The organism is Streptomyces sp. NPDC059897 (genome assembly GCF_042730865.1).
Taxonomy (GTDB): domain Bacteria; phylum Actinomycetota; class Actinomycetes; order Streptomycetales; family Streptomycetaceae; genus Streptomyces.
In genome coordinates this window covers 40,644-65,996 of record NZ_JBHWKQ010000044.1, presented here as the reverse complement: position 1 = coordinate 65,996, position 25,353 = coordinate 40,644, and the positions used below count along the sequence as shown (strand labels likewise).

The following is a 25,353-nucleotide window of genomic DNA, read 5'->3' as shown; positions in this document are numbered from 1 at the left end:
GGCCGGAACCATCAGGTTCCGGCCCGCCTCTCTACATTCCCGCGTGGGCTGGTGCCCGTGCTGATCGCGGTGCGGCTCGCGTGTCGCCGGTGGTCCGGTTCGCGCAGTTCCCCGCGCCCCTAGACGCGGACCTGGACCGCCTTCGCGACCCGGTCGTGCAGGCCGCGGCCGTCGCGGTCCCAGATCAGCGCCGGGACGGCGACGCACAGCAGCACCGAGCGGGCCAGCACCCGGCCGAAACCGATGCGCCCGCCGGCCTCGGAGACGACCCGCAGGCCGAAGAGGCGCTTGCCGGGCGTGCAGCCGATGGTGCCGACCGTGAGCACGCTGAGGACGAAGAAGATGAGCAGCGCCCAGTTCCCCGTCGCCTGCTCGTAACCGCGCGTGACCAGGCCGTATGCGATCAGCATGCACAGCGCCCAGTCGACGACGAGGGCTCCGATGCGGCGTCCGGGGCGCGCGATGGAGCCGGGTCCGTGCTCGGGCAGACCGAGCTGTTCACCGCGGTAGCCGAAGTCGGCGCCCGCCTGTTCCATGGCCTCACGAGGCCCGGACAGCCACGATCCCATTGCTTCCCTGTTGTCCACGCGTCAACGGTACTGCGCCGCTCTCCTGATGCGGCCCTGACCCCCGCTCCGGTTAACTTGGGCGAAACAAATGGGTCATGCTTGAGAAATCACGCCTGCATATCGTCAGGTCCCAGCGTGTGCCACCGCACCGGTCGCGCGATCGAGCTGCCAAGAGCTGCAACCCCGCCCCTCCCTGGGTGGGAGTAGGAGGAGTTGGATGTTCCAGAACGCCGATGACGCCAAGAAATTCCTCGCGGACGAGGACGTCAAGTTCGTTGACGTTCGCTTCTGCGACCTGCCGGGTGTGATGCAGCACTTCACGGTACCGGCTGCGGCGTTCGACCCCACGGAGGAGCTGGCCTTCGACGGCTCGTCGATCCGCGGCTTCCAGGCCATCCACGAGTCCGACATGGCGCTGCGCGCGGACCTCTCCACCGCCCGCGTGGACCCCTTCCGCCGCGACAAGACGCTGAACGTCAACTTCTTCATCCACGACCCGATCACGGGCGAGCAGTACTCCCGTGACCCGCGCAACGTGGCGAAGAAGGCCGAGGCGTACCTCGCCTCCACCGGCATCGCCGACACCGCGTTCTTCGGTCCCGAGGCCGAGTTCTACGTCTTCGACTCGGTGCGCTTCGAGACCTCCGCGAACCGCTCGGTCTACGAGATCGACTCCGAGGCCGGCGCCTGGAACACCGGCTCCGAGGAGAACAACCGCGGCTACAAGGTCCGCTACAAGGGCGGCTACTTCCCGACCCCGCCGGTCGACCACTTCGCCGACCTGCGCGCCGAGATCTCCCTCGAGCTGGACAAGCAGGGCCTCCAGGTCGAGCGCCAGCACCACGAGGTGGGCACGGCCGGTCAGGCGGAGATCAACTACAAGTTCAACACGCTGCTCGCCGCGGCCGACGACCTGATGCTCTTCAAGTACATCGTGAAGAACGTCGCCTGGCGCAACGGCAAGACCGCGACCTTCATGCCGAAGCCGATCTTCGGTGACAACGGCTCGGGCATGCACGTCCACCAGTCCCTGTGGTCCGGTGGCGAGCCCCTCTTCTACGACGAGCAGGGCTACGCGGGCCTCTCGGACACCGCCCGCTACTACATCGGCGGCATCCTCAAGCACGCCCCGTCGCTGCTCGCCTTCACCAACCCGACGGTGAACTCGTACCACCGCCTGGTCCCGGGCTTCGAGGCGCCGGTCAACATGGTGTACTCGCAGCGCAACCGCTCCGCCGCGATGCGCATCCCGATCACGGGCTCGAACCCGAAGGCCAAGCGCGTCGAGTTCCGCGCGCCCGACCCGTCCTCGAACCCGTACCTCGCCTTCTCGGCGCTGCTCATGGCGGGCCTCGACGGCGTCAAGAACAAGATCGAGCCGGCCGAGCCGATCGACAAGGACCTGTACGAGCTGGCTCCCGAGGAGCACGCCAACGTCCAGCAGGTCCCGACCTCCCTGCCCGCGGTCCTCGACGCCCTGGAGGCGGACAACGAGTACCTGCAGGCCGGCGGCGTCTTCACGTCCGACCTGATCGAGACGTGGATCGACTACAAGCGCACGAACGAGATCGCCCCGATCCAGCTGCGCCCGCACCCGCACGAGTTCGAGCTGTACTTCGACCTCTAAGCCGTCCCGTACCTCCGGACGCGCTCGTCGCCGAGGGCCCGGTCTCCCCGCAAGGGAGGCCGGGCCCTCGGCCGTGTCAGGGGCGTGTGAGGCTCGCCGGGCGGAATACGGCCAACCGCCCTAAACTCGGGCAAGTCGCACACGCTGACAAGCCTCGGAGGAGTGCCGTCATGAGCAATCTGTTCGTCGTCGCCTATAACGACCTCGCCACCGCCGACCAGGTCCGCAACAGGCTCCTGGAGATGTCCAAGGAGCACCTCGTCGAGCTCGAGGACATCGTCGTCGTCGAGCGCCGGGAGTCCGACGGGAAGATCAAGCTGCACCAGGCGGTGAACCACACCACGATGGGCGCCACGGGCGGCGCGCTGTGGGGAGGCGTCATCGGCATGCTCTTCCTCGTACCGTTCCTGGGGGCCGCCGTGGGCGCCGCCGCGGGTGCCGCGGGCGGGGCCGTCACGGACACCGGGATCAACGACAACTTCATGAAGGAACTCAGCCAGAACCTGCGGCCCGGCGCCGCCGCGCTGTTCGTCCTCGTCAAGCAGGCTGCCCGCGACAAGGTCGTGCCGGAGATCGCCCAGTACGGCGGTCAGCTGGTGCAGACGTCGCTGAGCAACGACGACGAGGAGGCGCTGCGCGAGATGCTGCAGGAGGGGCAGGCGAAGGCCCAGGCCTCGGCGTAGGCGCCGCAGTCGCAGGAGGGCGGCCGCCCCGGTCCGAGGGACCCGGGCGGCCGTCGTCGTGTGTGCGGGTGGGGCTACTTGGCGATGAGTTCGCCGCGGCCCTCGGTGACCTCGCGGGCCACGTCCGCGAGCTTGCGCTGGTGGGAACGCGCGTAGCCCCGCAGTCTCGCGAAGGCCTCGTCCAGGGTCTGGCCGGTGCGGGCGGCGAGGATGCCCTTGGCCTGCTCCACGACGACCCGGCTCGACAGCGCGTGCTCCAACTGGCCCGCGAGGACCTGTGTCTCGCTCAGTTCACGCTGGAGGGTGAGGGTGTGCCCCGCGACCTCGGTGAGGAGCCGGACCACGGCGAGCGCCTCCTCGTCCAGCGGCTTCTCGGCGGCGGTGAAGAGGACCAGCGCACCGATCTCCTCCTTCCTGCCGCGCAACGGAAGCGCGGTGGCCCGGCCGAAGCCGAGGGCCGTGGCGCGCGCGGACCAGCGCGGCCAGCGCAGCTGCGCGGAGCGCGCCGTCACATCGACGTCCACGAGGGCGCAGCCCGTCGTACGGGCGTCGTAACCGGCGCCCTCCTCCCAGCGGGCGGCATCGGCCGCCAGGGCACCGAGCGAGGAATCGGTGCCCTCGGTGAGGAGCGGCGAACGGCCGCCGGGCACGTACGCCACTTTCGCTCCGCGCGCGTGGAACAGCCGCCGGGCGCCCTCGGCCAGGGTGGCCAGCAGGGTCCGGGTGTCCTGGGGGTCGCGGGCAGCACCGCCTGTCAACTCGGCGAATACCGCTGCGACTTCCTGCTCTCGCAGTGTCACGGTGGAGACCTCTCACCCGAGTCGGAGTCGTCCTTGGACGATATCTTGCGCGATGTCACCGAGGGGACGACCGTCCACGAAGGCGCGGACTTTGACCAGTTCCAGTGCGTCCGGAATGCGGCAGCCGAGCTGGACGGCCACCATGCCCGCGGCCTGGTGGACCTCGGCGCGGTAATCGATACCTCCGAACAGACCGGGTACCGCGTCCGTGCCGAGGAAAACGTTGCGGGTCAAGGAGTCGGCGACCTGGGCGACAGCGGTGGCGGACATGGCGTCCACGCGCGTGTCGAAGGCGGACAGAGCGCCGATACAGCTGTCGGCGGACTGCAGGGGTACGGAGACGACGTGGCCGATTCCGAGCCCTTCGGCAGCGGGACCGTAGCCGGGCCAGCGGTCCGTCAGCACGGCCCCCGAGGCGACGACCGCGCAGCGGCCCCGCACCGCGTCGCGCGCCGGGCCCTCGCCGAGGACGTACTCCAGGTCCTGCGCGGCACGTGAGGGCTCGTCGGACGAGGCCGTCGCGATCTGGTTCCGCTCCACGTCGACGAGGGTGACGCCCGCGCTCGCGCTCCCGCAGGCCTCCGCGACCCCCGTCATGAACAGCGGGGGCCGCCCTCCTGTGTCCGCCCAGCGGGCGGCGCGTCGGGCATGGGACTCGAGGAGCTGGGCGGTCAACTCGTGCCGACTGGCGCTCGTCCGGTGGATGTGCGTCAGACGGACGTGCAGGTCACCGCCGCCCTCTCGGGCCAGACGCTCGTACTTGTCGACGAGGCTCAGCTCTCGGTCGGCGCGCTCACGGGCGCGGGCCGCTCGCCGCCAGACGGCGGCGGCCTGTTCCACCGAGCTCCCCCCGAGGGTCATGCCCTCAGCCTACGCCCAGGGAGCGGATCAGGAAGCTCCGTTGCTCCGACCGCCCTCCTCCATCAGCAGCACGACACCGCCGCGGTGTCCGTCGAAGGGGCTGCAGTTCACGGTGCAGTTGATGCGGCGGCCGAGACGGTTGACGGCGGCGACCACCACCGGGTTGCCCCGGTTGCGGGTTTTGACGCAGTCCTCCACGACCTCCCGCAGCGGCTGGGTGGGCAGCCCGAAGTCGAGGTCGAAGAAGGGCCGGTCGTCCACTTCTTCCTGGCGCAGCCCCCACAGGTCGGTCGCGCCCCGGTTCCAGCTCTTGACCCTGAGGTCCTTGTCGAGGACGACGATGGCGGCCGCGATGGAGGCGAGCACCCCCTCCAGGAAGGCGCGGGTCTCGTCGAGCTCGTCGCTGCGGATCCGCATCTCCTCGTTCATCGTCTCCAGTTCCTCGTTGCCGGACTGGAGTTCCTCGTTCGTGGTCTCCAACTCCTCGTTCGTCGACTGGAGTTCCTCGTTCGTCGTTTCCAGTTCCTCGATGGAGGACTGGAGTTCCTCGTTCGTGGTCTCCAACTCCTCGTTCGTCGACTGGAGTTCCTCGTAGGCCGTCTCCAGGTCCTCGCGTACGCGCTTGACCTCGGCCTTGAGCTGGGTGGCCACCGTCACGTCGTTGAACGTGATGTGGGTGGCGGCCGGCAGGCCCCCGGTACCGACCAGCGGCTGGACGACGATGTCGAAGTACTGGACGTCCTCGCCCACCCGGCGCTCCGCCCCGTTGACCCGCAGGGTGCGGCGCTCGTGCGTGGCCTGGTCGATCAGCGAACGCAGCTCGACGGGCCGGTAGGAGACCTCGAGGTCCTGGAAGGGGCGGCCGATGTCGTTCGTGGTGAGGGCGAACTGCACGCGCGCGTGGTTGTTGATGAGGACGACGATGCCCTCGGCGTCCACGGCGAGGGCGGCGCCGGGCGAGGCGTCGAGGATCAGGTCGCGCAACTGGCGGTTGCGGGCCATGTGCTGCATCTCGCCGCCCAGGTTCGAGCGCAGCTTCACCGGGGCGGGCTGGTAGGGGGCCGCGGAGTCGCCCGGACGGCGGCGGAAGATGCGCTGGCGCATGCTGACGACGTCGAAGCGGTCGGCGTCGTTGAGCAGCATCTCGGCCTTGCCGAGGAAGAGGAACCCGCCCTCGCGCAGCGCGAAGTGGAACCGGTCGATGATCTGGGTCTGCGCCTCGACGTTGAAGTACATCAGGGCGTTGCGGCAGACCAGCAGGTCGAGGCGGGAGATGGGGGCGTCACGGGTGATGTCGTGGCGGCCGAAGATGACGCGGCGGCGCAGGTCGGGACGGAAGCTGTACCGTGCCCCGTTCTGTTCGAAGTACTTCTCCCGCAGGGCGTCGGAGAGCGGTTCCAGGGTCTTGGCCGGATAGAGGCCGGAACGTGCGTCGCGCAGGGCCTCGTCGTCGACGTCGGTGCCGTAGATCTTGACGCGGTTGAGGGTCTCCTCGATGCCGAGGGCCTCGGCGAACATGATGGCCAGCGAGTACGCCTCCTCGCCGCTGGAGCAGCCGGCGCTCCACACCCTGATCTCTTCCTCCTGGCCGTGCTCGGCCAGTACCTCGGGGATCACCTCGCGCTGCAGGTACGTCCAGGCGTCCGTGTCGCGGAAGATGGAGGTGACGTTGATCAGGATGGTGTTGAAGAGGGCGCTGAATTCATCGGCGTTCGTCTCCAGCTGGTCGCGGTAGTCGGCGTACGAGTCGATGCCGACGTCGCCCATGCGCTTGCGGATGCGGCGCCCCAGGGACGAACGCTTGTAGCCGGTGAAGTCGAAGCCGCGGGCGTCCCGCAGGAAGCCGAGCAGCTCCTCCAGCTCCTCGTCCGTCTCCACGTCACGCCGTGCCTCGCTCATCGCTGTCCTACCTACTGCATCTTGGTGTCGACCAGTCCACGGATCACCGTGGGGATTTCATTCAGCGGCAGCACGAAGTCCACTGTGCCCGTACCCTCCGCCGCCTCCGGCATGCCCCGGAACTCCGCCGTGTGCGGATCCTGGGCGATCACGGTACCGCCGCGGGACTTCACGGCGTCGACACCCATGGCCCCGTCGTTGCCCGTGCCGGTCAGGACTACGGCGATGGCGCGGGGCCCGTAGGCGCCCGCGACGGATTCGAAGAGCAGGTCGGCGGAGGGGCGCAGGAAGTGGACCAGTTCGCTCTGGGAGAGGCTGAGGGTGCCGTCCGGGCGCACGAGGAGATGGCGGTCCGGCGGCGCGATGTAGACGGTGCCCGGCAGGGCCGGCTCGCTCTCTTCGGCGAGCTTGACGCGCAGAACGGTACGGCGGTCGAGGATGTCCGCGAGGACGGTGCGGTGGCGCGGGTCCAGGTGCTGGACGACGAGGACGGGCACGGGCAGGTCGGCCTGGAGCCCGCCGAGGACGGTGACGAGGGCATGGAGGCCGCCCGCGGACGCGGCGAGGGCGACGACGCTGAAGCTGTCGTCCGTACGGTCGGCACTGATCGGTGACGGCACAGCTCCGACCCTAGACGCCCGGCGGGCGCGCGGCTACGGATGCCCGGCGGCCGGCCGTCACACCCCGGGGGCCGCCGTCAGCACTCCGGCCGATATCGCGCCCCGCAGCTCCGCGTGATCCCGCGCGGTCTGGTCGGCGTAGTGCAGCGCGAACGCGGCGACCGCCCGGTCGAAGCCGTCCTTGCCGCCGAGGTAGGCGGCGATGGCGACCCGGTCGCCCGAGCGGGCGTGGGCGCGGGCGAGGGCGGTGCCGCACAGCCCGGCGTAGGCGAGGAGTTCGTCGGGCGGCATGACGGTGACGTCGGCGGAGCCCTTCATGTCGCGCAGCTGGCGCCAGTAGAAGGAGCGGCCCTGCGGCCCGGTCATCCAGCCGAGGAAGATGTCGCCCGCCGCCTGGAGCAGGCGCTGGCCGGAGACGACGCGGTGGCCGGGGTGGATGTACGGGCCGTGGTTCGGGATGTGGTCCTCGACGACGGACCGGGTGGCCTCCTTGATCTGGAGGAACAGCGGGTCGTCGGCGTCGCGCCCGGCGAGCAGCACGATGAAGCAGCGGGTGCCGACGCTGCCGACGCCGACGACCTTGCGGGCCGCGTCGACGAAGCGGTAGCGGTCGAGCAGGCGGCGGCGTTCCTCGGCGAGCGTGGAGCGGTAGTCGCCGAACATCTTGCGGACGGCGGCGGCGTCGGAGACCCCGGCGGGTTCGAGGAGCGGCGGGTCGTGGGCGATGCGGCGGCGGCCGTCGGGGGTGGTCTCCGTGAGCTTGCCGAGGGCGTGCAGGCTGGTGCGCCGGGTGGCCTGGTTGAGGGTCTGCTCGGCGCGGCGGCGGTGCCGGGTGGAGCGGATGAGCGGGAGCAGCGCGTGGGCGTCGATGCGCTCGTACCAGACGGTCAGCTCACCGAGGGAGGCCAGGCGGCGCATGTTGGTGCGGTACGCGGCGACGGAGGTGAGGGCGGCGCGGTGCGCCTGCTTGTCGGAGTGGCCGTTGTCGCGGGCGGCGACGGCTATGGACGCGGCGAGGCGTTTGACGTCCCATTCGAAGGGCCCCGGGTACGTCTCGTCGAAGTCGTTGAGGTCGAAGAGCAGGGCGCGGTCGGGCGCGGCGAACAGGCCGAAGTTCAGCAGGTGGGCGTCGCCGCAGAGCTGGACGGTGAGCCCGGTGTGGGGTGTCGCCGCGAGGTCGCCTGCCATCACGGCGGCGGCGCCGCGCAGGAAGGCGAAGGGGCTCTCCGCCATCCGCCCGTAGCGGATGGGCAGCAGGTCGCGGAGCCGGTCGGCACCCTGCCGTTCCAGGGTCACGACGGGGTCGGGGCGGTCGGCGGACGGGATCCACGGGCCGTGCGAGGAGCGGGGGCTGTGCTTGCGGGCCCGGCGGCCCAGGGCGGCGCGTTCGGCGGGGCTGCTCATGGCGGGCGCCCCGCGGGTCAGTGGCGCAGGGCGCGGGAGACCTCGGCGGTGACGCCGTCGCCGAGGGAGTGGGTGCTGCGGGCGGTGGCGTCCTTGGATTCGCCGCCCCGCACGTCGTCCACATTGAGCACGACGGTGTCGACCAGCTTGTCGTCGCCGTTCTTGAAGCTGACCTGGACGGCGTACGACTTGGTGTCCGACGTGCCGTTGTCGACGGTGACGGGCACCGTGGTGCGGTTGCCCTCGGTCTTCACGTCGCCGAGCTTCACGTCGCCCTTGGCGTCGACGCCGTCCTTGAAGTCGTCGAACTTCTGCTGCGCCTCCGCGGTGGCCGACGCCACGACGTCCGAGGCCCTGGACGCTGCCGAGGAGGCGGCGGACGCGGCCTTCGACGCCGCGCTGGAAGGGTTGTCGCCGTCGTCGGAGCAGCCCGCCGCGGCCACGGTCAGGGCCGCCGCGCACAGGGCCGCACCCACCGCCCGTACGCCTCGTGCGCCTCGTCGTCCGTCCGCCATCGCCGACACCTCCGCTCGACCACCACACTCCAGGTCGCTCAAGTCAACGGTGGGGCAGGGCCGGTGCGCATGCCAAGGGGGGCAAACAGGTGACCTTCGCGGCACGGCGGCGGGCAGGATGTGCCGCATGAACACCAAGAGCACAGGGACCGTGCGGCACATCGGTGACGAGGAGCGGCGCGCACGGCTCGCGCTCGCGCACCGCCTCTCCCCCGCGGTGCGCGCGGACCGCGCCGAGGACGTCGCGCGCTCGCTCGTCGCGCTGCACGGCACCGATCCGGCGACGGTGTACCTGGCGGTGGGGGCGCGGCTCGCGGACGCCTCCGGGACCGTCGCGGACGTCGGGCGCGCGCTGTACGAGGACCGGACGCTGGTGCGGATGCACGGCATGCGGCACACCGTGTTCACGTTCCCGGCGGAGCTGGCGGCGACGGTGCACGCGTCGACCGGGCTCGCGGTGGCGGCGAAGGCGCGGGCCGGGCTCCTCAAGGACATCGCGGCCGGGAGCGACGGGCGCCTCACGCCCGAGTGGCTGACGGAGGTGGAGGCCTCGGCGCTGGCCGCGCTCGGGCGGCGCGGGGAGGCCACGGTGAGCGAACTCGTGGCGGACGAGCCGCGGTTGCGGGAGCAGTTCACGTACGGCCGCGGCAAGAGCTACGAGGCGGAGCAGACGGTGTCGTCGCGGCTCATGCGGGTGCTCGGGGTGGAGGGGCGGGTCGTACGGGGCAGGCCGCTCGGCTCGTGGACGTCCTCGCAGTTCCGGTGGGCGGTGGCGCCGCCGCATCCGGAGCTGCCGGTCGCCGGGGCGCAGGCGGAGCTGCTCGGGCGGTGGCTGGGGGCGTGCGGCCCGGCCACGGAGGCGGACCTCAAGTGGTGGACGGGGTGGAAGGTCACGGACGTGCGCAGGGCGCTCGCCGCGGTGGGGGCGGTGGCGGTGTCGCTGGACGGCGGCGGCACGGGGTACGTGACACCGGACCAAGTGGAGCCGCCGGAGGGCGACTTGGAGCCGTGGGCGGCGCTCCTTCCGGGCCTCGACCCTACGTCGATGGGCTGGCAGGAGCGGGACTGGTACTTCCCGCCGGACCTGCGCCCCGCGCTCTTCGACCGCAGCGGGAACATCGGCCCGACGGTGTGGTGGGGCGGGCGGATCGTGGGTGGGTGGGGGCAGGGGGCGGGTGGCGAGGTGGTGTGGCGGTTTCTGGACGGGTCCGGCGGCCGGAAGGCGGAACGGGCGGTCGCCGCGGAGGCGGCCCGGCTGTCGTCCTGGCTGGACGGCACCCGGGTCACGCCCCGTTTCCGCACGCCCCTGGAGAAGGAGCTGGCAGCTGCGCGCTGACTACCGGCTGTACCGCATCAGCGCCCGCACCATGTGACACGTCGTGTCGGACGGCGGATGGATGCCGACGAGGTCGGCGGTCGCGCGGATCCTGCGGTTGTGGGCCTGAGTGGGGAGGTAGACGCCGGAGTCGAGCAGGGCTATCGCCAGGCGCATGGCCTTCAGGCGGCGGTTGTGGGTGATGTACCAGTCGCGGGGGCGCCCCGGGGGGAGCGGCCTCTTGGCGAGTGGCGTGTACGGCAGATCGATCAGCATCGGAGCGGCGGCAGCGGGCACAGGCATCCTCCTGTCGCGGACGTCCAAGGGCCCCCGTAGCCCTCGAACACTGCTTCTATTCTACTGCCGACCACTGACAAAAGCCGCTGGCCAGAGCCGACTTGAGGGCCGCCGCACGGCTTCACTCGCGTACCGTTGACCCCATGGAGATCTGGATCAACCCGGCCTGCTCGAAGTGCCGCAGCGCGCTCACCCTGCTCGACGCGGAGGGCGCCGACTACACGGTGCGCCGCTACCTGGAGGACGTGCCCGCGCCCGACGAGATCCGCGCCGTGCTCGGCCGGCTCGGCCTCGAACCGTGGGACATCACCCGCACCCAGGAGGCCGACGCGAAGGAGCTCGGCCTGAAGGACTGGGCGCGCGACGCGGACAGCCGCGAGCAGTGGATCGAGGCGCTCGCCGCCCACCCGAAGCTGATCCAGCGCCCGATCATCACGGCCGAGGACGGCACGGCGGTCGTGGGCCGCAGCGAGGAAGCGGTACGGGACGCCATCGGCCGCAAATAGGCCCCTATGCCACCAACTCGGCCAGCCCGGCGCCGAGTTGGAGCGGCATCGCGTGGTGCGAGAGGCCCGGGACGGTGACCGTTCCCGGGCCGGCCCGCTCCGCCACGCGCCGCACGCCGTGCGCCCGGCTCTCCCCCGCGAGCACGACCCGTACCCGCACCGTCTCGCCCAGCGTCCGCAGCGCGCCCCGTTCCGGGATCCGCCCGGTCACGGGCCGCGCCGAGGGGAAGCCCGCGGCGGCCTCCTGCAGCGCGAGCCAGTCGCCGTCGAGCGCGGCCCCGCCCGCCTCCCACACGAGGAACCGCCGGGTCCGGTGCGGGGCGGGCCGCAGCAGCGTCGGCAGGGCGTGCGCCAGGTATCCGGCCCGCAGCCCGGCGTAGCAGCGGGTGGGGTCGAGCAGGGTGAGCGCTCCGACGCGCCCCGGATCCCGCAGCGCACAGTGGAGCGCGATCCAGGCGCCGTACGAGTGGCCGCACAGGTCGACGGGCGCGGTGACATCGAGACCGGCCAGCAGCGCGTCCAGCCAGCCGGACAGATCGGCGACCGTACGGACCGGGCGGCCGGGGGCTGCGACACTGCGGCCCGGCTCGCCGATGAGGTCGGGCGCGTACACCCGGCGCGACTGCGCGAGCGCCGCCACGTTCGCGTACCAGCCTGCGCTGCTCGCGCCGCCGCCCGGGAGCAGCAGCAGGGGCGGGGCGTCGGCCGGGCCCAGGGCGTGGACGTGCGTGGAGCCGTACGGGGTGGGGACGTCCAGGTGCGCGGTCGACTCTGGCCACTTGGCCATGACCTTGTCGTACGCCTCGAAGAACGCCCGTTCCGGTGCCATCGTCGCCGCGCCCCCTCGCTTCGCGTCACCAACTCCCGTGTGAGACACGTTACTTGAGCATCCGAAGCGGTCGTTGAGTGTTCCGGTTCGGGCGCTCGTACGTAACGGCGTGCGCAACAACGTGCATCTCACGACAGGAGGCGCGCATGTCACGCAGGAGAACTCTTGGCCCGGGGAAGCGGCTCGCCCTCACGGCGGCCGCGGCGGTGGTCGCGGGCGGCGGGGCGTTCGCCCTGGCGGCGTCGGGCAACGCGGCGCAGGTCGACCAGGGCGGCGGGCAGGGCTCGGCCGTGTGCGACGGGCTGACCACCGCGCTCGCCAACAACCAGAAGTTCATCGACGGGCAGCAGGCGAACCCCGACGCCCAGTCCGAGGCCCGGATCGCCAACCGCGAAGCGGTGATCGCGGAGATCAAACGGAAACAGGCGGCCTCCGGGTGCGATACGGGGGCGGGGGCCGGGTCCGCCGCGGACGCGAGCACCCCGCCGGCCGACGCCTCCGCACCGGCCACCTCCGGCCAGGCCTCCGCATCCGCCCCTGCCTCCGACGCCTCCGGTGAGCAGGTCTGTGCCGGGCAGCAGGTGACGCTCTCCGGGGAGGGCGGGGCCCCGGCCGCGTCCAGTGACCAGTTCCCGGCGGGCACGAAGCTGAAGGTGACCAATCTCGACAACGACAAGTCCACGACCGTCGAGGTCACCTCCACGTCCGGTTCCTGCGTGCTGCTCAACAACGCCGCGTTCGAGCAGGTGAGGGAACCCGGCAAGTTCCTGATCCGCAACGCCCGCGTCGAGCAGGCCGACTAGCGGACGAGGCCGGATCGCATACGGCCCACGGGCCACATCCCGCCCCGCGCCACGCAGGTAACACGGGGTTCACAAACGGGCAACGGCCGGGAAATCCCCTGGTGACAGGCTCCCGGTAGTTCGAGACCCGCGTGAATGAGGATGTGGCCCCGTGACCTTCAAGGCTGAGTACATATGGATCGACGGCACCCAGCCGACGGCCAAGCTGCGTTCGAAGACGAAGGTCATGGCGGGCTCCCCGCAGGGCCTGGACACGCTCCCCCTCTGGGGCTTCGACGGCTCGTCCACCAACCAGGCCGAGGGCCACGCCTCCGACCTCGTGCTCAAGCCGGTCGCCCAGTACCCGGACCCGATCCGCGGCGGTGACGACATCCTCGTCATGTGCGAGGTCCTGAACATCGACATGACGCCGCACCACTCCAACACGCGTGCCGCGCTCGCCGAGGCCGAGGAGAAGTTCGGCGCGCAGGAGCCGATCTTCGGCATCGAGCAGGAGTACACCTTCTTCGAGGGCGACCGCCCGCTCGGCTTCCCGGTCGGCGGCTTCCCCGCCGCCCAGGGCGGCTACTACTGCGGCGTCGGCACCGACGAGATCCACGGCCGTGACGTCGTCGAGGCCCACCTGGACAACTGCCTGAAGGCGGGCCTCGCCATCTCCGGCATCAACGCCGAGGTCATGCCCGGCCAGTGGGAGTTCCAGGTCGGCCCCGTGGGCCCGCTGGCCGTCTCCGACCAGCTGTGGATCGCCCGCTGGCTGCTCTACCGCACCGCCGAGGACTTCAACATCTCCGCGACCCTCGACCCGAAGCCGGTCAAGGGCGACTGGAACGGCGCGGGCGCGCACACCAACTTCTCCACGAAGGCGATGCGCGAGGGCTACGACGCGATCATCACCGCGTGCGAGTCGCTCGGCGAGGGCTCGAAGCCGCTCGACCACGTGAAGAACTACGGCGCCGGCATCGACGACCGCCTCACCGGTCTGCACGAGACCGCCCCGTGGGACGAGTACAAGTACGGCGTCTCCGACCGCGGCGCCTCGGTCCGCATCCCGTGGCAGGTCGAGCGGGACCGCAAGGGCTACATCGAGGACCGCCGCCCGAACGCCAACGTCGACCCGTACGTCGTGACGCGGCTGCTCGTCGACACCTGCTGCTCCGCCCTGGAGAAGGCCGGCCAGGTCTGACGGCGCCGGCCGGGTCCTGATCCGGCCAACCGCTTCGGGAGGGTGTCCACATTGTGTGGGCGCCCTCTCGTTTGCGTGACGCATCTGTTTCAATGAAGGCATGGCCAGCCTTGACCGGAACAGCAGCTCGTGGGGTCGTCGACACGACCTCGAGCCGTTCTGGCCGTCCCGGCAGCACCACGACTTCGACCGTGAGTGTCGCCGCGTGAGGAACGCGCGGGCCCTCTAAAGCCGTCGACCCGACCGTCACGGCCTTCGGTCCGCGCGCACGACCTACGTCCTCCTCCCCGACGTTCCCTCGCGCGAAAGAGCCGACCATGACCTCTGCCCTGCTGACCGACCCGCTCATCTCCGTCGACACCGCCTGCCGCACGGTGCACGTCGCGGGCCGCCAACTCGACCTCACGTACCTGGAGTTCGAGCTGCTCGCCCATCTCGTGGGGCACCCGCACCGGGTGCACACCCGCGACGCCCTCGTCCACACCGTGTGGGGATACGGGCACGTGGGCGACGGCCGCACCGTCGACGTGCACGTCGCCCGGCTGCGCAGGAAGCTCGGCGCCGAGCACCGGGACACCATCCGTACGGTGCGCCGCGTCGGCTACAAGTACACGCCGCCCACCACCGGTTGAGGTGAAATCCGGGGGCCGATTGAACAGGGTCGGCCCCCGTTGCGTACGTAGTCCCATGGGACGCACCTCACGGAAACGGCGCTCATCGCTGGCGACGCGCATGACCATCGCGTCGGCCGCACTGCTCCTGGGCGGAGGTGGGCTGGTCGCGGTCAACGTGTACGCGTCGGCCCACGAGGACTCCGCCGACGGGCAGGCCGCGGGCAGCGGGACGCAACAGACACAGCAGACGCAACAAGTGGCCACCATCGACTGCCCGGACGTCGGCACCGAACTGTCCGACGTTCCGGACGGCGCTCGCGACGAGGTCGACGGTGAACTCGCCACCCTGGACAGCCAGATCACTCAGGCCTACAAGCGGCTCGCCTCGACGCGGGACGCGGCCGCGCGGGATCCGCAGTTCGTGGAGAACAGCATCATGGACCCGCTGAAGAAGAACCGGGGCGCCATCCTCGAGCGCATCCGCCTGGAGATGGAGCGCCGCGGCGGCCAGGCCCCCGACGGCATGAACGACATGGCCGAGTGCACCGCCCAGCCGAAGGAGGGCGAGCAGGCGGGCGAGCAGCAGCCCCCCGAGTCGGACGGAAACCAGGACGGCGGTGGCGACCAGGACGGCGGCGACCAGGGCGGCGGCGATCAGCAGCAGGGCAACGGCGGGCAGGCCGGCAACGGCCCCGTCGCCGCGGACTTCGCCGACATCACCAAGGTCCAGCCCAACGTCCAGAAGCCCGAGAACGGCGACAACGCCTCCACCGGCACCTTCACCTCCCGCTGCGGCGTGAACGACAACAAGAAGTTCAACACCGACAACATCATCGTGGCGCCCGGCGTCAGCAACGGCGCGCACCACCTGCACGACTACGTGGGCAACCAGGACAACGACGCCTTCTCCAGCAACGACGACCTCGCGAACGCCGACACCACCTGCCAGAACCAGGGCGACAGGTCGACGTACTACTGGCCGGTGCTGCGCGTGCAGGACGGCTCGGAGGACTTCGACGCCGACAAGGACGGCGGCGGCAAGGAGGGCAACGTGGGCAAGATCCTCCGGGCCGAGAAGGCGAGCATCAAGTTCGTCGGGAGCCCGCAGAGCGACGTCGTCGCGATGCCGAGGTTCCTGCGCATCATCACCGGCGACGCCAAGGCCTTCACCAACGGCACGGCGAACGCCAACGCGCACTGGAGCTGCACCGGCTTCGAGGACCGGCAGTTGACGGACAAGTACCCGTTGTGCCCCGACGGTTCGAAGGTCGTGCGCAGCTTCGCGTTCCAGAGTTGCTGGGACGGGCAGAACATCGACAGCGCAAACCATCGCACACACGTGGCATTCGCCGACCAGGCCGGCAACTGCCCGCAGAATTTCAAGGCCATCCCGCAGCTGAAGATGCGCCTGGTGTACGACGTGCAGACGCCGACGATCGAGAACGGTCAGGTACAGAACCCGTTCGCGGTGGACGGCTTCCCCGAGCAGCTGCACAAGCCGATCACGGATCATGACGACTTCATCAACGTCTTCGACGACCAGACCATGCGGAAGGTCGTGGACTGCATCAACAAGGGCGATCGCTGCACCTGAGCGATCGCCCCTTCCCGGCCGCTGCGCGGCCGGCTCGGCGGAGACCTTCGTGCCCGGAGAGCTACCTCGCCTCGTGACCCCCACCACCACTGCTCCCCGAGTGGTGCGGGGCGGGCCTCTCCAGGGTTCCGCCGAGCCGGCCGCGCAGCTTCGTGAGCTGTGCGGCGCCGCCGACCGCGATCCACCTGGGTCCGACGAGGTAGGCGCCGCCGTAGTCGTTGGCCTGGTCGAACCACGCGGCCTGGCCCTTGTCGGTACTGAAGGTGGCGAGGATGTAACGCCCGCCGCCCTCACCGCAGTTGGCCTGGCGGATGTCGGCCGCGTCGGTCTGGATGTCGGGGCGGCAGCCCGCCTCCTTCGCGAGGTGCTCCAGGCTCCCGGAGGCCGTACGGGGGATCTTCGGCGTGTCGTCCTTCCGCGCCCCGTCGGGGCCGTCCGGGCCGCATCCGGTCGCCGCCGCGAGCAGTACGGCCGCCACCACCAGCTTTTTCCGCATTGCGCTCTCCTGTCCCGTACGTTCCGTTGCTACCGTGCGCCGCACCAACCGCGACGCAAGGGGGGTACACGTATGTCCGCACCATCGCGACGCACTGTTCTCGGCACGACGGCCGCCATCGGTCTCGGCACGGCCCTGGGGACCGGCGCCCCGGCCGCTCAGGCGGCCCCGCCGTCGATCGCCGCGAGGGAAGTGCCCGTTCTTGATACGGCTGAGGCGCGCGCGGCGCTCAACCGTCAACTGCCGCACCACGCGGACCAGTTCCGGCTCAGACTGCAGGCCGCGAGCGGCACGGAGGACCGTTTCCGGGTGACCGGGACGCAGGGCCGCATCACGGTGTACGCGACGACCCCGGCGACGCTGCTCGCCGGGGTCCACTGCTATCTGAAGTACGAGTGCGGGGCGCACATCGCCTGGAACGGCTCCCAGCTGGACCTGCCCGAGCGCCTCCCGGCCCCCTCGAAGACCCTGGAGCGCAGCACCCCGCTCCCCCACCGCTTCGCGCTCAACGACACGAACGACGGCTATACGGCACCCTTCGCCGACTGGTCTTACTGGGAGCGCGAGATCGACATCCTCGCGCTGCACGGCTGCAACGAGGTCCTCGTCATCGCGGGCATGGAGGCCGTCTACCACCGCCTCCTGAAGGACTTCGGCTACAGCGACGAGGAGTCCAGGGCCTGGCTGCCCGCCCCGTCCCACCAGCCGTGGTGGCTGCTGCAGAACCTCTCCTCGTACGGGGGCCCGCTGTCGACCGAACTCATCGGAAGACGCGCGGAGTTGGGTCGAAGAATCGCCGACCGGCTGCGTGCGCTCGGCATGCGGCCGGTCATGCCCGGCTATTACGGGCACGTGCCGAAGGGGTTCGTGGCGCGCAACGGCGGGGACGCGCACGTCGTGCCGCAGGGCATCTGGCACGGCTTCGAGCGCCCCGACTGGCTCGACCCGCGCACCGACTCCTTCGCGCAGGTCGCGAAGGCGTTCTACGGGCACCAGAAGGACCTGTTCGGCGAGATCGGCGCCTTCAAGATGGACCTGCTGCACGAGGGCGGCACGGCCGGTGACGTGCCGGTCCCGGACGCGGCGCGCGGCGTCGAGGCGGCGCTCCAGAAGAACCGGCCAGGGGCGACGTGGGTGATCCTCGGCTGGGAGGCGAACCCGCTGCCCGAGCTGATCGACGCGATCGACAAGAAGAAGATGCTGATCGTGGACGGGGTGTCCGACCGGTTCACCTCGGTCACGGACCGCGAGCGGGACTGGGGCGGCACCCCGTACGCGTTCGGGACGATCCCCAACTTCGGCGGGCGTACGACGATCGGGGCCCGCGCGCACATCTGGGAGCAGAAGTTCTTCGCGTGGCGCGACAAGCCGGACAGCGCGCTCGCCGGGACGGCGTATCTGCCGGAGGGCACCGACCGGGACCCGGCGGCGTTCGAGCTGTGGTCCGAACTCGCGTGGATGGACGGCACGTTGGACCGCTCCGCCTGGTTCACCTCATACGCCGACTTCCGCTACGGGCGCCGCGACAAGGACGCCCGCGCCGCCTGGCAGGCGTTGCAGGAGACGGCCTACCAGCACAGGGCGACGGAACGCTCGGACCCGCACGACTCGCTCTTCGCGGCCCGCCCCGACCTGTCGGCCGACCGCGCCTCCTACTACGGGCCGCGCGCCCTCACCTACGACCCGGCCCGCTTCGACGCGGCGCTCGCCGGGCTCCTGAACGTGGACGGGAAGCTGAGGCGCAGCGCTGCCTACAAGTACGACCTGGTGGACGTGGCGCGGCAGGCCCTCGCGCACCGCAGCCGCCAGCTCCTGCCGCAGCTGAAGGCGGCGTACAACGACAAGGATCAAGCCACGTTCAAGGCGCTGTCGACGCTGTGGCTGCGGCTGATGCGGCTGTCGGACGACGTGACGGGCACCAACGCGGCGTTCCTGCTCGGCCCGTGGATCCAGGACGCCCGCGAGCTCGCCACGAACGACGCCGAGCGCGCCGAGTTCGAGCGCTGCGCGAAGGCGCTGATCACTGTGTGGGGCGACCGGGCGACGTCCGACCCGGGCAATCTCCACGAGTACGCCAACCGCGACTGGCACGGCCTGATCGCCGACTTCTACCTGCCGCGCTGGCAGAAGTGGCTCGACGAGCTGTCCGACGCGCTCGCCGCGGGCCGCGAGCCCGCGAAGGTCGACTGGTTCGCCTTCGAGGAACCCTGGACGCGCGAGCGCAAGGACTACCCGCTGCGGGCGTACGGCGACCCGTACCGGACGGCGTCGAAGGCGCGCGACGTCCTCGCACGCGCCCCCTACCAGGGCTCGGTGAAGGTCACCGCGGAGCCGCCCGCCTTCCCGCCGGGCGGGCACGCGCGCGTGACGGCCACGTTCCGCAACGTCAACGGGCTGCGCGCGACGGGCCGCGTCGACTTCGACCTCAAGGGCATCACCGCCGAGCCCGAGGGCGCCACCGCACTGCCGAGTGTGCCGCCGGCCGGCGAGGGCGCGGTCACGTGGCGGGCGAGCGCGCCGGGCACCCCGCTGGACAAGCCGCTGCGCCCGCTCCCGTACACGATCGACGTCCAGTACGGTCCGGCCGGCGAGGAGCGGATCACGTACGTCCATAAGGGCACCCTGTTCGAGGCCGGTCCGGTGGCCGAGGGCTGGCGGACCTACAGCAACAACGCGGCGGTCTTCGGGCAGCTCGACGAGCGGTTCGCGATCGACGGCGGCGGCGCCGACCTGTGGAGGGGCACCGCCGAGTTCGGGGCGCTGTACCGGGCGAACGCGTTCCGGGACGGTTCGGTGGCGGTGGTGCGGGTGGACGCGCAGGCGGCGACGGGCCCGTGGGCGCGCGCCGGGATCATGGTGAGCAACTCCATCGGCGGCTCGGGTTCCCTGGGCTTCGCGAACCTGGCGGTCACGCCCGCCAACGGCGTCGTCCTCTCCTACGACTCCACCGGGGACGGCACCCTCGACACGTACAAGCGGATCACCGGGATCAAGGCGCCGGTGCTGCTGCGGCTTTCCCGGGCGGGCGACTCGTACACCGGGGAGTGCTCGACGGACGACGGCGCCACCTGGCGGACCGTCGCGACCGTGCCGTCGCCGCGGCTCGCCTCGGCGCAGGGCGTGGGCATGTTCATGAGCGCGACGAACGGCGGGAACGGGACGCGGGGCACGGTGGAGTTCAGCGGGTGGAAGCTGAGCTGACCCGGTCCCCACAACTCCGGTGACACCGGGGCACCGCTGTGTGAGAGTGCCCCGGTGAGCACCGAGAACAGTGACTGGGAAGAGCGGATCGCGGCCGCGTGGGCGACGATCGACGACTATGCCGACGACACAGAGGCGGGCGCGGGCGAGTTCCGGGCGCTGATCGACGGGCTCGCCGCCGAGCTGCCCGCCGACAACCCCGTCGCCCCGTTCGAGCGGGCCTCGGCCTTCGACTCGACCGGCCACTCCGACAAGGCGGTCCCGCTGTACCAGGAGGCGCTGCGACTCGGCCTGTCCGGCTACCGGGCCCGCCGCACGAAGATCCAACTGGCCAGCTCACTACGGAACACGGGGCGCGCGCAGGAAGGCGTCGCGCTGCTCGAACCGGAATTGACCGCTCCCAGCGACGAGTTGGACGACGCGGTGCGGGCGTGCCTGGCGCTGTGCCTGTCGAGCCTCGGCCGCGACAGGGAAGGCCTCGCCCTGGTGCTCGGCGCACTGGCGCCCCATCTGCCCCGATACCAGCGGTCGATGGCGAACTACGCGAAGGCACTGGTCTCGACGGACCCGAAACCGACGTCATGACCGAATGACGACGGGCGGCTGTGACCATCGCACGATTCGCTCGTTCAGCTGAACGTGCAGTCAAAGGTGCAGCAGCAAACCACGCCCCCGTCCGCAGCGCCGGCCGCCGTCATCGACGTCGAGCAGGCCGAGGCCGCCCTGGTCGAGCACTACCCACGACTGGTACGGCTCGCCTACCTCGTCCTGCCGCCGGGCCTCGGCCGCAACCGCCGCGTGCTGACCGCCCATTCGGTCGTCCAGCGGGCGCTCCCCCGCGGCCGCACCGCGGACGCGCCCGCCCCGGTCCCGGCCCAGCGCGACTCCGCGGGCCGCACCGGCGACCCCGGCTTCGCCTACGTACGCCTGAAGGTGCTGCGCAGCGCCCTGGAGGCGGGGCTGCCGCTGCGCCGCCTGGCCTGGCCCAAGCGGGCGCAGCTGCCGCCGCTGCTGCCGCAGGTGTGGGGGCTGAGGCTGTTCCCGAAGTCCGGCGGCGCCGATGAACTCGCCCTGGACCAGCAGCTCTCCGCGCTGAGCGGACCGGCCCGCGCCGCGTACGTGCTGCGCGGCCTGGAGCGGCTCGACGACGCCGCCGTCCACGCTGCCCTCCTCGATGCGGGCTGCGCCGAGGACGACGCGGCCGCGGCCCTCACGGAGGCGCGCGGCATGGCGGCCGACGCCGGGTCCTGCACGGAGCTCCTGGAGTCCCCCGAGTTCGACCCCTGCTCCCTGCACGCGCGGCCCACCGACCTGATGCGGCGCCGCCAGCACCTGAAGGCGGCCATCGCCGCGGTCGCGGCGACGCTCGTGTGCGGCGCGCTCCTCGGACTTCCCGGCGAGGGCTGGGCGCCGGACGGCGCGGCGGCACCGCCGTACGCGAAGAACCCGGCCGGGCAGGCGGCCCTGAACCCGGGCAAGCTGCGCAAGGTGTCGCCGACCGCGTGGAAGAACTCGGCGCGCACGGACTTCTCGGTGTGGCCCGCGCGCGGCTCGCTCACCGGCGACAAGGAGCTGCTGCGCAGGGCGCTCGCCGTGTGGGCGCGGCCCGGCGGCTCCGTGAAGGTCTCGGCGACACCGGGCACCCCCGCGGGCGCTCCGCCCGGACCGCCACAGCTGCTGTACGCGGGCGAGCTCGACCAGGCCCGCGTCGTGCTGCTCTTCGACGGGTTGCGGGTCGTGCGCTACGCCGAGCCGAAGAGCGGCACGAGCGGCGCCGCGCTGGACTTCGCGCGGGTCGACGGGGCGGCGGGCGCGCAGTCGGGCGCCGTGGTGATGGACCGGGCCGACGGCAACGTCCGCTATCTGACGGCCCCTTGGGTGGCCAAGGCCGGCACCCGCGACCTCCTGAAACCGTCGGCGGGGACGCGGGCCCTCGCGCGTACGAAGGACGGGGTGACGGCACCGTTCCCGAGCCCGGCGCTCGCGACGTCCTGCACGTCGTGGAACGCGCTCGCACTGACCGACTCGACCGGCACCCGGCTCACCACCGACCTCGGCGAGCTCGTCCCCGCGCACCTCACGTCCGGCAGCCCCGCCGCGCCCCGCGAGGCGCGGCCCGCGGACTGGGCGACGACCGCGTGCTCGCTCGCGGCGGCCCGCTCGCACGGAGTGCGGTCCGTGAACTCCTGGGCGTACGCGCGCCAGGCACTGCCGGAGGCGAGCGGGACGGCCGAGTGGCTGTGCACCCGCGCCGACACCTGGCGGGGCACCGGGCCGCGCACCCTCGCGCTGTTCCGGGCGCCGGGGGCGGACTCCGCGGTCGTGGCGGCGAAGTCGCAGTCCTCGCCCGCGTGCGGCTCGCGCGAGGCGCAGGTGTTGGCGGGTGTGCGGTGGAAGTCGCGGGAGGGGGCGTGGTATCTCGTGGCCGCGGGCAGCCGGGGGGTGAACTCGGTGAGTGCGTCGGGCCGGTCGGCCGAGGGGAATGTGCTTGCGGTGCCGCTGGCGCGGGGCACGAAGGTTTCGCTGACCGGGCGGACGGCTCGGGGAGCCGCAGTTCAGCCCTTGAGGTGAGCCCGGTCGCGGGGCTCTGCCCCGGTCCCCGCGCCTCAATCGCCGGCGGGGCTTGATCGGCTCACCCGGCGCACGGGGCCGCATGGGGCACCCCGCGCGCAGGGCTGGATGACAAAAGTGATGCACGAGGGGTGCCCAAGGAGGCTACCCGTCAGTACATTGACGCCATGTCTAATACGCGCGTCCCGTTGAAGGCACGCCAGGTCTCGTTCGCCTGGGACAAGACGCCCCTGCACTGGCTGCCGGACGATCCGTTCAGCACGCACACCATCAACGTCCTGCACCTCCTGCTCCCGGCGGGCGAGCGCTGGTTCGTGCACGTCTACAAGCAGGTGCTGCCGCACATCACGGACGAGCGGCTGCGCGAGGACGTCATCGGGTTCATCGGCCAGGAGGCCATGCACTCGCAGGCCCACGACGAGGTGCTGCCGCATCTGCGCGAGCAGGGCCTGGACCCGACGCCGTACACGGCGCAGGTCGACTGGTTCTTCGAGAAGCTGCTGGGCGACCGGACGCTGCCGCCGGGCAAGGCGCGGCAGTGGTGGCTGATGGAGCGGGTCGCGCTGATCGCGGCGATCGAGCACTACACCGCGTTCCTCGGCAACTGGGTGCTCAACGCCGAGGAGTTGGACCGCAGCGGCGCCGACCCCGTGATGCTGGACCTGCTGCGCTGGCACGGCGCCGAGGAGGTCGAGCACCGAGCCGTCGCCTTCGAGCTGTTCGAGCACCTCGACGGCAGCTACCGGCGTCGCGTGCGCACCTGGGCCACCGCCTTCACCGCGCTGGTCTTCCTGTGGCAGCGCGGCGCGCGGTTCTTCATGGAGAACGACCCGACGCTGCTCGACGGCAAGGCCACGTGGAAGGACTTCTACCAGGGCGGCAAGCGGGGCGTGCTGCCGACGACCGGGGCCATGGCGCGGTCCATCCCCCGCTATCTGAGCCGGAGTTACCACCCCGACCAGGAGGGCGACACGGCGCAGGCCGTCGCCTACCTCGCCTCGTCCCCCGCGGCCACGGCCGCCGAAGCCCGTACCGGAGCCGCCCGATGAACGCTCGTACGCTGCGGGGGGCCGCGGTCGTCGCCGGTGCCGCGTTCGTGGTGCGGCGCGCCATGCGGCGGCGGGTGCGGAGCTCGCCGCTGTGGCCGCTGCCCGCGCTGGAGGAGCCGACGTCGGGGCGGCCGCGGGCCCGCGCGCTGCGCCTGCTCGTCACACGGCACGAGCAGGTCGCCGAGGGCGTGGTCCAACTCCGCCTGGAGGGCCCCGACTTGCCCGCCTGGCAGCCCGGCGCGCACCTCGACCTCGTGCTCCCCTCGGGGGTCGTGCGGCAGTACTCGCTGTGCGGCGACCCCGAGGACACGTCGTCGTACACCGTCGCCACCCGGCTGATCCCGGCGGACGAGGGCGGGCGCGGCGGGTCGCGCGAGGTCCACGAACTGGTGCGGGAGGGCATGGAGGTCGAGGTGCGCGGCCCGCGCAACCGCTTCGCGCTCGACCCGCAGGCACCCGCGTACGTGTTCGTCGCCGGCGGCATCGGCATCACCCCGATCCTGCCGATGCTGCGGGAGGCCGCGGCGCGGGGCGCCGACTGGAAGCTGCTGTACGGGGGCAGGTCGCGGGCCTCGATGCCGTTCGTGGAGGACGTGGCGAAGCTGGGCGGCGAGGCCGGGGGCAGGGTCACGGTCACGGCGGAGGACGAGGCGGGTCGGCCCGACCTCACCGCCGCACTCGCGGACACCGCGCCCGGCACGGCCGTGTACTGCTGCGGGCCCGAGGGCCTGATGGCGGCCGTGGAGGCGGCGCTGCCCGAGCACTGCACGCTGCACACCGAACGGTTCACGCCACGCAATTCGACCGAGGGCAACGGCCCGTTCGAGATCGAGCTGCGCCGCAGCGGCAGAATCGTGAACGTCCCCGCCGACACGACGGCGCTCGCGGCGATCCGCTCGGAGGTCCCCGGCATCGCGTACTCCTGCGAACAGGGCTTCTGCGGAACGTGCCAACAGCGCGTCGTGGAAGGGGAGATCGAGCATCGCGACGAGTTGCTCACGGATGCCGAGCGCGCCGACTCGATGCTGATCTGCGTTTCGCGGGCCCGTGGCGAGCGTCTGGTTCTCGACCTTTAGTGGAGCCGGGCGGGGGCGGTGCGCGGGGGCCGGTTGGCAGGCCGGAATCGCTCGGTAGAGTGTTCGGCATGACTACCGGGGTGCGGCGCAGGATGGGAGTCGAGGAGCGGCGGCGACAGTTGATCGGGGTCGCACTCGAACTGTTCAGCCACCGCTCCCCCGACGAGGTCTCCATCGACGAGATAGCGGCCGCCGCGGGCATCTCGCGGCCGCTGGTCTACCACTACTTCCCGGGCAAACTCAGCCTGTACGAGGCGGCGTTGAGGCGGGCGGCACAGGACCTGGCCGAACGGTTCGAGGAGCCGCAGGACGGCCCGCTCGGCGCGCGCCTGCTGCGGGTCATGGGCCGCTTCTTCGACTTCGTCGACGAGCACGGGCCGGGGTTCTCGGCGCTGATGCGCGGAGGCCCGGCGGTCGGCTCGTCCGCCACCAACGCGCTGATCGACTCCGTCCGGCAGGCGGCGTACGTCCAGATCCTCGCGCATCTGCGGGTCGCGGCCCCCTCGGCGCGGCTCGAACTCGTCGTCCGCTCCTGGATCTCGCTCGCCGAGTCGACGGCGCTGATCTGGTTGGACGGCCGGCGCATCCCCCGCGAGGAGCTCCAGCTGCAGCTGGTCCACGACTTCGCGGCGCTGGCGGCGGTGAGCGCCGCGTACGACGAGGAGATGGCGGCCCTCCTCCGCCACCTCCTCACGGACGAGCCACCGGACGGCCCGTTCGCGTCCCTGATCACCCGCCTCACGACACTTTCCCCGTCTTCCGGGGTCCCCGCGGCGACGGTCTGAGCCCCACTTCCTGGTTGGCGCCGGGACGGCCTGAGCCCCGATCCCCCTTTGCGCGG

The 25,353-nt window shown here is 71.5% G+C and carries 23 protein-coding genes and 1 pseudogene; 14 read left to right on the top strand and 10 right to left on the bottom strand.

Going from position 1 to position 25,353, the window contains the following annotated elements; translation table 11 throughout:
- Positions 1 to 119 precede the first annotated feature (119 nt).
- Positions 120 to 587 carry an RDD family protein gene (locus ACFV9W_RS32900; RefSeq protein WP_385768546.1) on the bottom strand — a complete coding sequence of 156 codons (468 nt, stop codon included), beginning with the start codon at positions 585 to 587 and terminating at the stop codon, positions 120 to 122.
- Between the two features lie 199 nt (positions 588 to 786).
- Between ACFV9W_RS32900 and glnA the strand changes: the two genes are divergently transcribed.
- Both glnA and ACFV9W_RS32890 read left to right on the top strand, forming a co-directional pair.
- Positions 787 to 2,196 (top strand): type I glutamate--ammonia ligase, encoded by a 1,410-nt coding sequence (glnA, locus tag ACFV9W_RS32895; RefSeq protein WP_385768544.1) that lies wholly within the window; start codon positions 787 to 789, stop codon positions 2,194 to 2,196.
- A gap of 170 nt (positions 2,197 to 2,366) precedes the next feature.
- Positions 2,367 to 2,879: a DUF1269 domain-containing protein gene (locus ACFV9W_RS32890; RefSeq protein WP_385768541.1), complete on the top strand. Its 513-nt coding sequence runs from the start codon at positions 2,367 to 2,369 to the stop codon at positions 2,877 to 2,879.
- Between the two features lie 74 nt (positions 2,880 to 2,953).
- On the opposite strand, the gene ACFV9W_RS32885 is transcribed toward ACFV9W_RS32890, so the two are convergent.
- From ACFV9W_RS32885 to ACFV9W_RS32860, 6 genes are read right to left on the bottom strand one after another with little or no spacing between them, the layout of a single operon-like run.
- Complete coding sequence (locus ACFV9W_RS32885) at positions 2,954 to 3,679, bottom strand: GAF and ANTAR domain-containing protein (RefSeq protein WP_385768538.1); 726 nt, start codon at positions 3,677 to 3,679, stop codon at positions 2,954 to 2,956.
- A gap of 12 nt (positions 3,680 to 3,691) precedes the next feature.
- Complete coding sequence (locus ACFV9W_RS32880; protein ID WP_385768536.1) at positions 3,692 to 4,540, bottom strand: GAF and ANTAR domain-containing protein; 849 nt, start codon at positions 4,538 to 4,540, stop codon at positions 3,692 to 3,694.
- A 27-nt stretch (positions 4,541 to 4,567) separates the two neighbouring features.
- Positions 4,568 to 6,439: a CheR family methyltransferase gene (locus tag ACFV9W_RS32875; RefSeq protein ID WP_385768533.1), complete on the bottom strand. Its 1,872-nt coding sequence runs from the start codon at positions 6,437 to 6,439 to the stop codon at positions 4,568 to 4,570.
- A gap of 11 nt (positions 6,440 to 6,450) precedes the next feature.
- Entirely contained in the window at positions 6,451 to 7,059 is a 609-nt protein-coding gene (locus ACFV9W_RS32870; RefSeq protein WP_385768530.1) for a chemotaxis protein CheB, read from the bottom strand.
- A 57-nt stretch (positions 7,060 to 7,116) separates the two neighbouring features.
- Positions 7,117 to 8,463, bottom strand: coding sequence for a DUF2252 domain-containing protein (locus tag ACFV9W_RS32865; protein WP_385768527.1), 1,347 nt, complete (start codon positions 8,461 to 8,463; stop codon positions 7,117 to 7,119).
- A gap of 17 nt (positions 8,464 to 8,480) precedes the next feature.
- Positions 8,481 to 8,978, bottom strand: a complete 498-nt coding sequence (locus ACFV9W_RS32860; protein WP_385768524.1) for a hypothetical protein — start codon at positions 8,976 to 8,978, stop codon at positions 8,481 to 8,483.
- 127 nt (positions 8,979 to 9,105) lie between these two features.
- Between ACFV9W_RS32860 and ACFV9W_RS32855 the strand changes: the two genes are divergently transcribed.
- Positions 9,106 to 10,314, top strand: coding sequence for a winged helix DNA-binding domain-containing protein (locus ACFV9W_RS32855; RefSeq protein WP_385768521.1), 1,209 nt, complete (start codon positions 9,106 to 9,108; stop codon positions 10,312 to 10,314).
- Here ACFV9W_RS32855 and ACFV9W_RS32850 read toward each other — a convergent pair whose 3' ends face one another.
- Positions 10,315 to 10,596, bottom strand: coding sequence for a hypothetical protein (locus ACFV9W_RS32850; protein WP_385768518.1), 282 nt, complete (start codon positions 10,594 to 10,596; stop codon positions 10,315 to 10,317). It lies immediately after the preceding gene.
- A 137-nt stretch (positions 10,597 to 10,733) separates the two neighbouring features.
- Between ACFV9W_RS32850 and ACFV9W_RS32845 the strand changes: the two genes are divergently transcribed.
- Positions 10,734 to 11,096 carry an arsenate reductase family protein gene (locus ACFV9W_RS32845; RefSeq protein ID WP_385768515.1) on the top strand — a complete coding sequence of 121 codons (363 nt, stop codon included), beginning with the start codon at positions 10,734 to 10,736 and terminating at the stop codon, positions 11,094 to 11,096.
- Positions 11,097 to 11,100: 4 nt separating this feature from the next.
- Here the strand turns inward: ACFV9W_RS32845 and ACFV9W_RS32840 are convergent, their stop codons facing one another.
- The gene (locus ACFV9W_RS32840) at positions 11,101 to 11,925 is read right to left on the bottom strand and encodes an alpha/beta fold hydrolase (RefSeq protein WP_385768513.1); all 825 of its coding nucleotides are present in this window, start codon (positions 11,923 to 11,925) and stop codon (positions 11,101 to 11,103) included.
- A 146-nt stretch (positions 11,926 to 12,071) separates the two neighbouring features.
- Here ACFV9W_RS32840 and ACFV9W_RS32835 point away from each other — a divergent pair, with 146 nt between their 5' ends.
- The 4 genes and pseudogenes from ACFV9W_RS32835 (at position 12,072) to ACFV9W_RS32820 (ending at position 16,119) form a co-directional block, all read left to right on the top strand.
- A complete protein-coding gene (locus tag ACFV9W_RS32835; protein WP_385768510.1) occupies positions 12,072 to 12,728 on the top strand; it encodes a hypothetical protein in 657 nt (218 codons plus the stop codon).
- 151 nt (positions 12,729 to 12,879) lie between these two features.
- Positions 12,880 to 13,911, top strand: a complete 1,032-nt coding sequence (glnII, locus tag ACFV9W_RS32830; protein ID WP_385768507.1) for a glutamine synthetase — start codon at positions 12,880 to 12,882, stop codon at positions 13,909 to 13,911.
- A gap of 338 nt (positions 13,912 to 14,249) precedes the next feature.
- Positions 14,250 to 14,543, top strand: a pseudogene (locus tag ACFV9W_RS32825) (winged helix-turn-helix domain-containing protein); the annotation flags it as partial.
- 55 nt (positions 14,544 to 14,598) lie between these two features.
- Positions 14,599 to 16,119 carry a DUF1996 domain-containing protein gene (locus ACFV9W_RS32820; RefSeq protein ID WP_385768504.1) on the top strand — a complete coding sequence of 507 codons (1,521 nt, stop codon included), beginning with the start codon at positions 14,599 to 14,601 and terminating at the stop codon, positions 16,117 to 16,119.
- Positions 16,120 to 16,180: 61 nt separating this feature from the next.
- On the opposite strand, the gene ACFV9W_RS32815 is transcribed toward ACFV9W_RS32820, so the two are convergent.
- Entirely contained in the window at positions 16,181 to 16,615 is a 435-nt protein-coding gene (locus ACFV9W_RS32815; protein WP_385768501.1) for a hypothetical protein, read from the bottom strand.
- A 72-nt stretch (positions 16,616 to 16,687) separates the two neighbouring features.
- On the opposite strand from ACFV9W_RS32815, the gene ACFV9W_RS32810 reads away from it, so the two are divergent.
- The 6 genes from ACFV9W_RS32810 to ACFV9W_RS32785 all read left to right on the top strand — a co-directional run bounded on the left by ACFV9W_RS32810 (position 16,688) and on the right by ACFV9W_RS32785 (position 25,297).
- Positions 16,688 to 19,816 (top strand): alpha-N-acetylglucosaminidase, encoded by a 3,129-nt coding sequence (locus tag ACFV9W_RS32810; RefSeq protein WP_385768498.1) that lies wholly within the window; start codon positions 16,688 to 16,690, stop codon positions 19,814 to 19,816.
- 36 nt (positions 19,817 to 19,852) lie between these two features.
- A complete protein-coding gene (locus ACFV9W_RS32805) occupies positions 19,853 to 20,401 on the top strand; it encodes a tetratricopeptide repeat protein (protein WP_385768549.1) in 549 nt (182 codons plus the stop codon).
- A gap of 66 nt (positions 20,402 to 20,467) precedes the next feature.
- Positions 20,468 to 22,387 (top strand): hypothetical protein, encoded by a 1,920-nt coding sequence (locus tag ACFV9W_RS32800; RefSeq protein ID WP_385768495.1) that lies wholly within the window; start codon positions 20,468 to 20,470, stop codon positions 22,385 to 22,387.
- Positions 22,388 to 22,554: 167 nt separating this feature from the next.
- A complete protein-coding gene (locus ACFV9W_RS32795; RefSeq protein WP_385768493.1) occupies positions 22,555 to 23,436 on the top strand; it encodes a metal-dependent hydrolase in 882 nt (293 codons plus the stop codon).
- On the top strand, positions 23,433 to 24,512 hold the full coding sequence (locus tag ACFV9W_RS32790) for a PDR/VanB family oxidoreductase (RefSeq protein WP_385768490.1): 1,080 nt from the start codon (positions 23,433 to 23,435) through the stop codon (positions 24,510 to 24,512). The genes ACFV9W_RS32795 and ACFV9W_RS32790 overlap by 4 nt, the downstream gene beginning before the upstream one ends.
- 68 nt (positions 24,513 to 24,580) lie before the next feature.
- Positions 24,581 to 25,297, top strand: a complete 717-nt coding sequence (locus tag ACFV9W_RS32785; RefSeq protein ID WP_385768487.1) for a TetR/AcrR family transcriptional regulator — start codon at positions 24,581 to 24,583, stop codon at positions 25,295 to 25,297.
- Positions 25,298 to 25,353 lie beyond the last annotated feature (56 nt).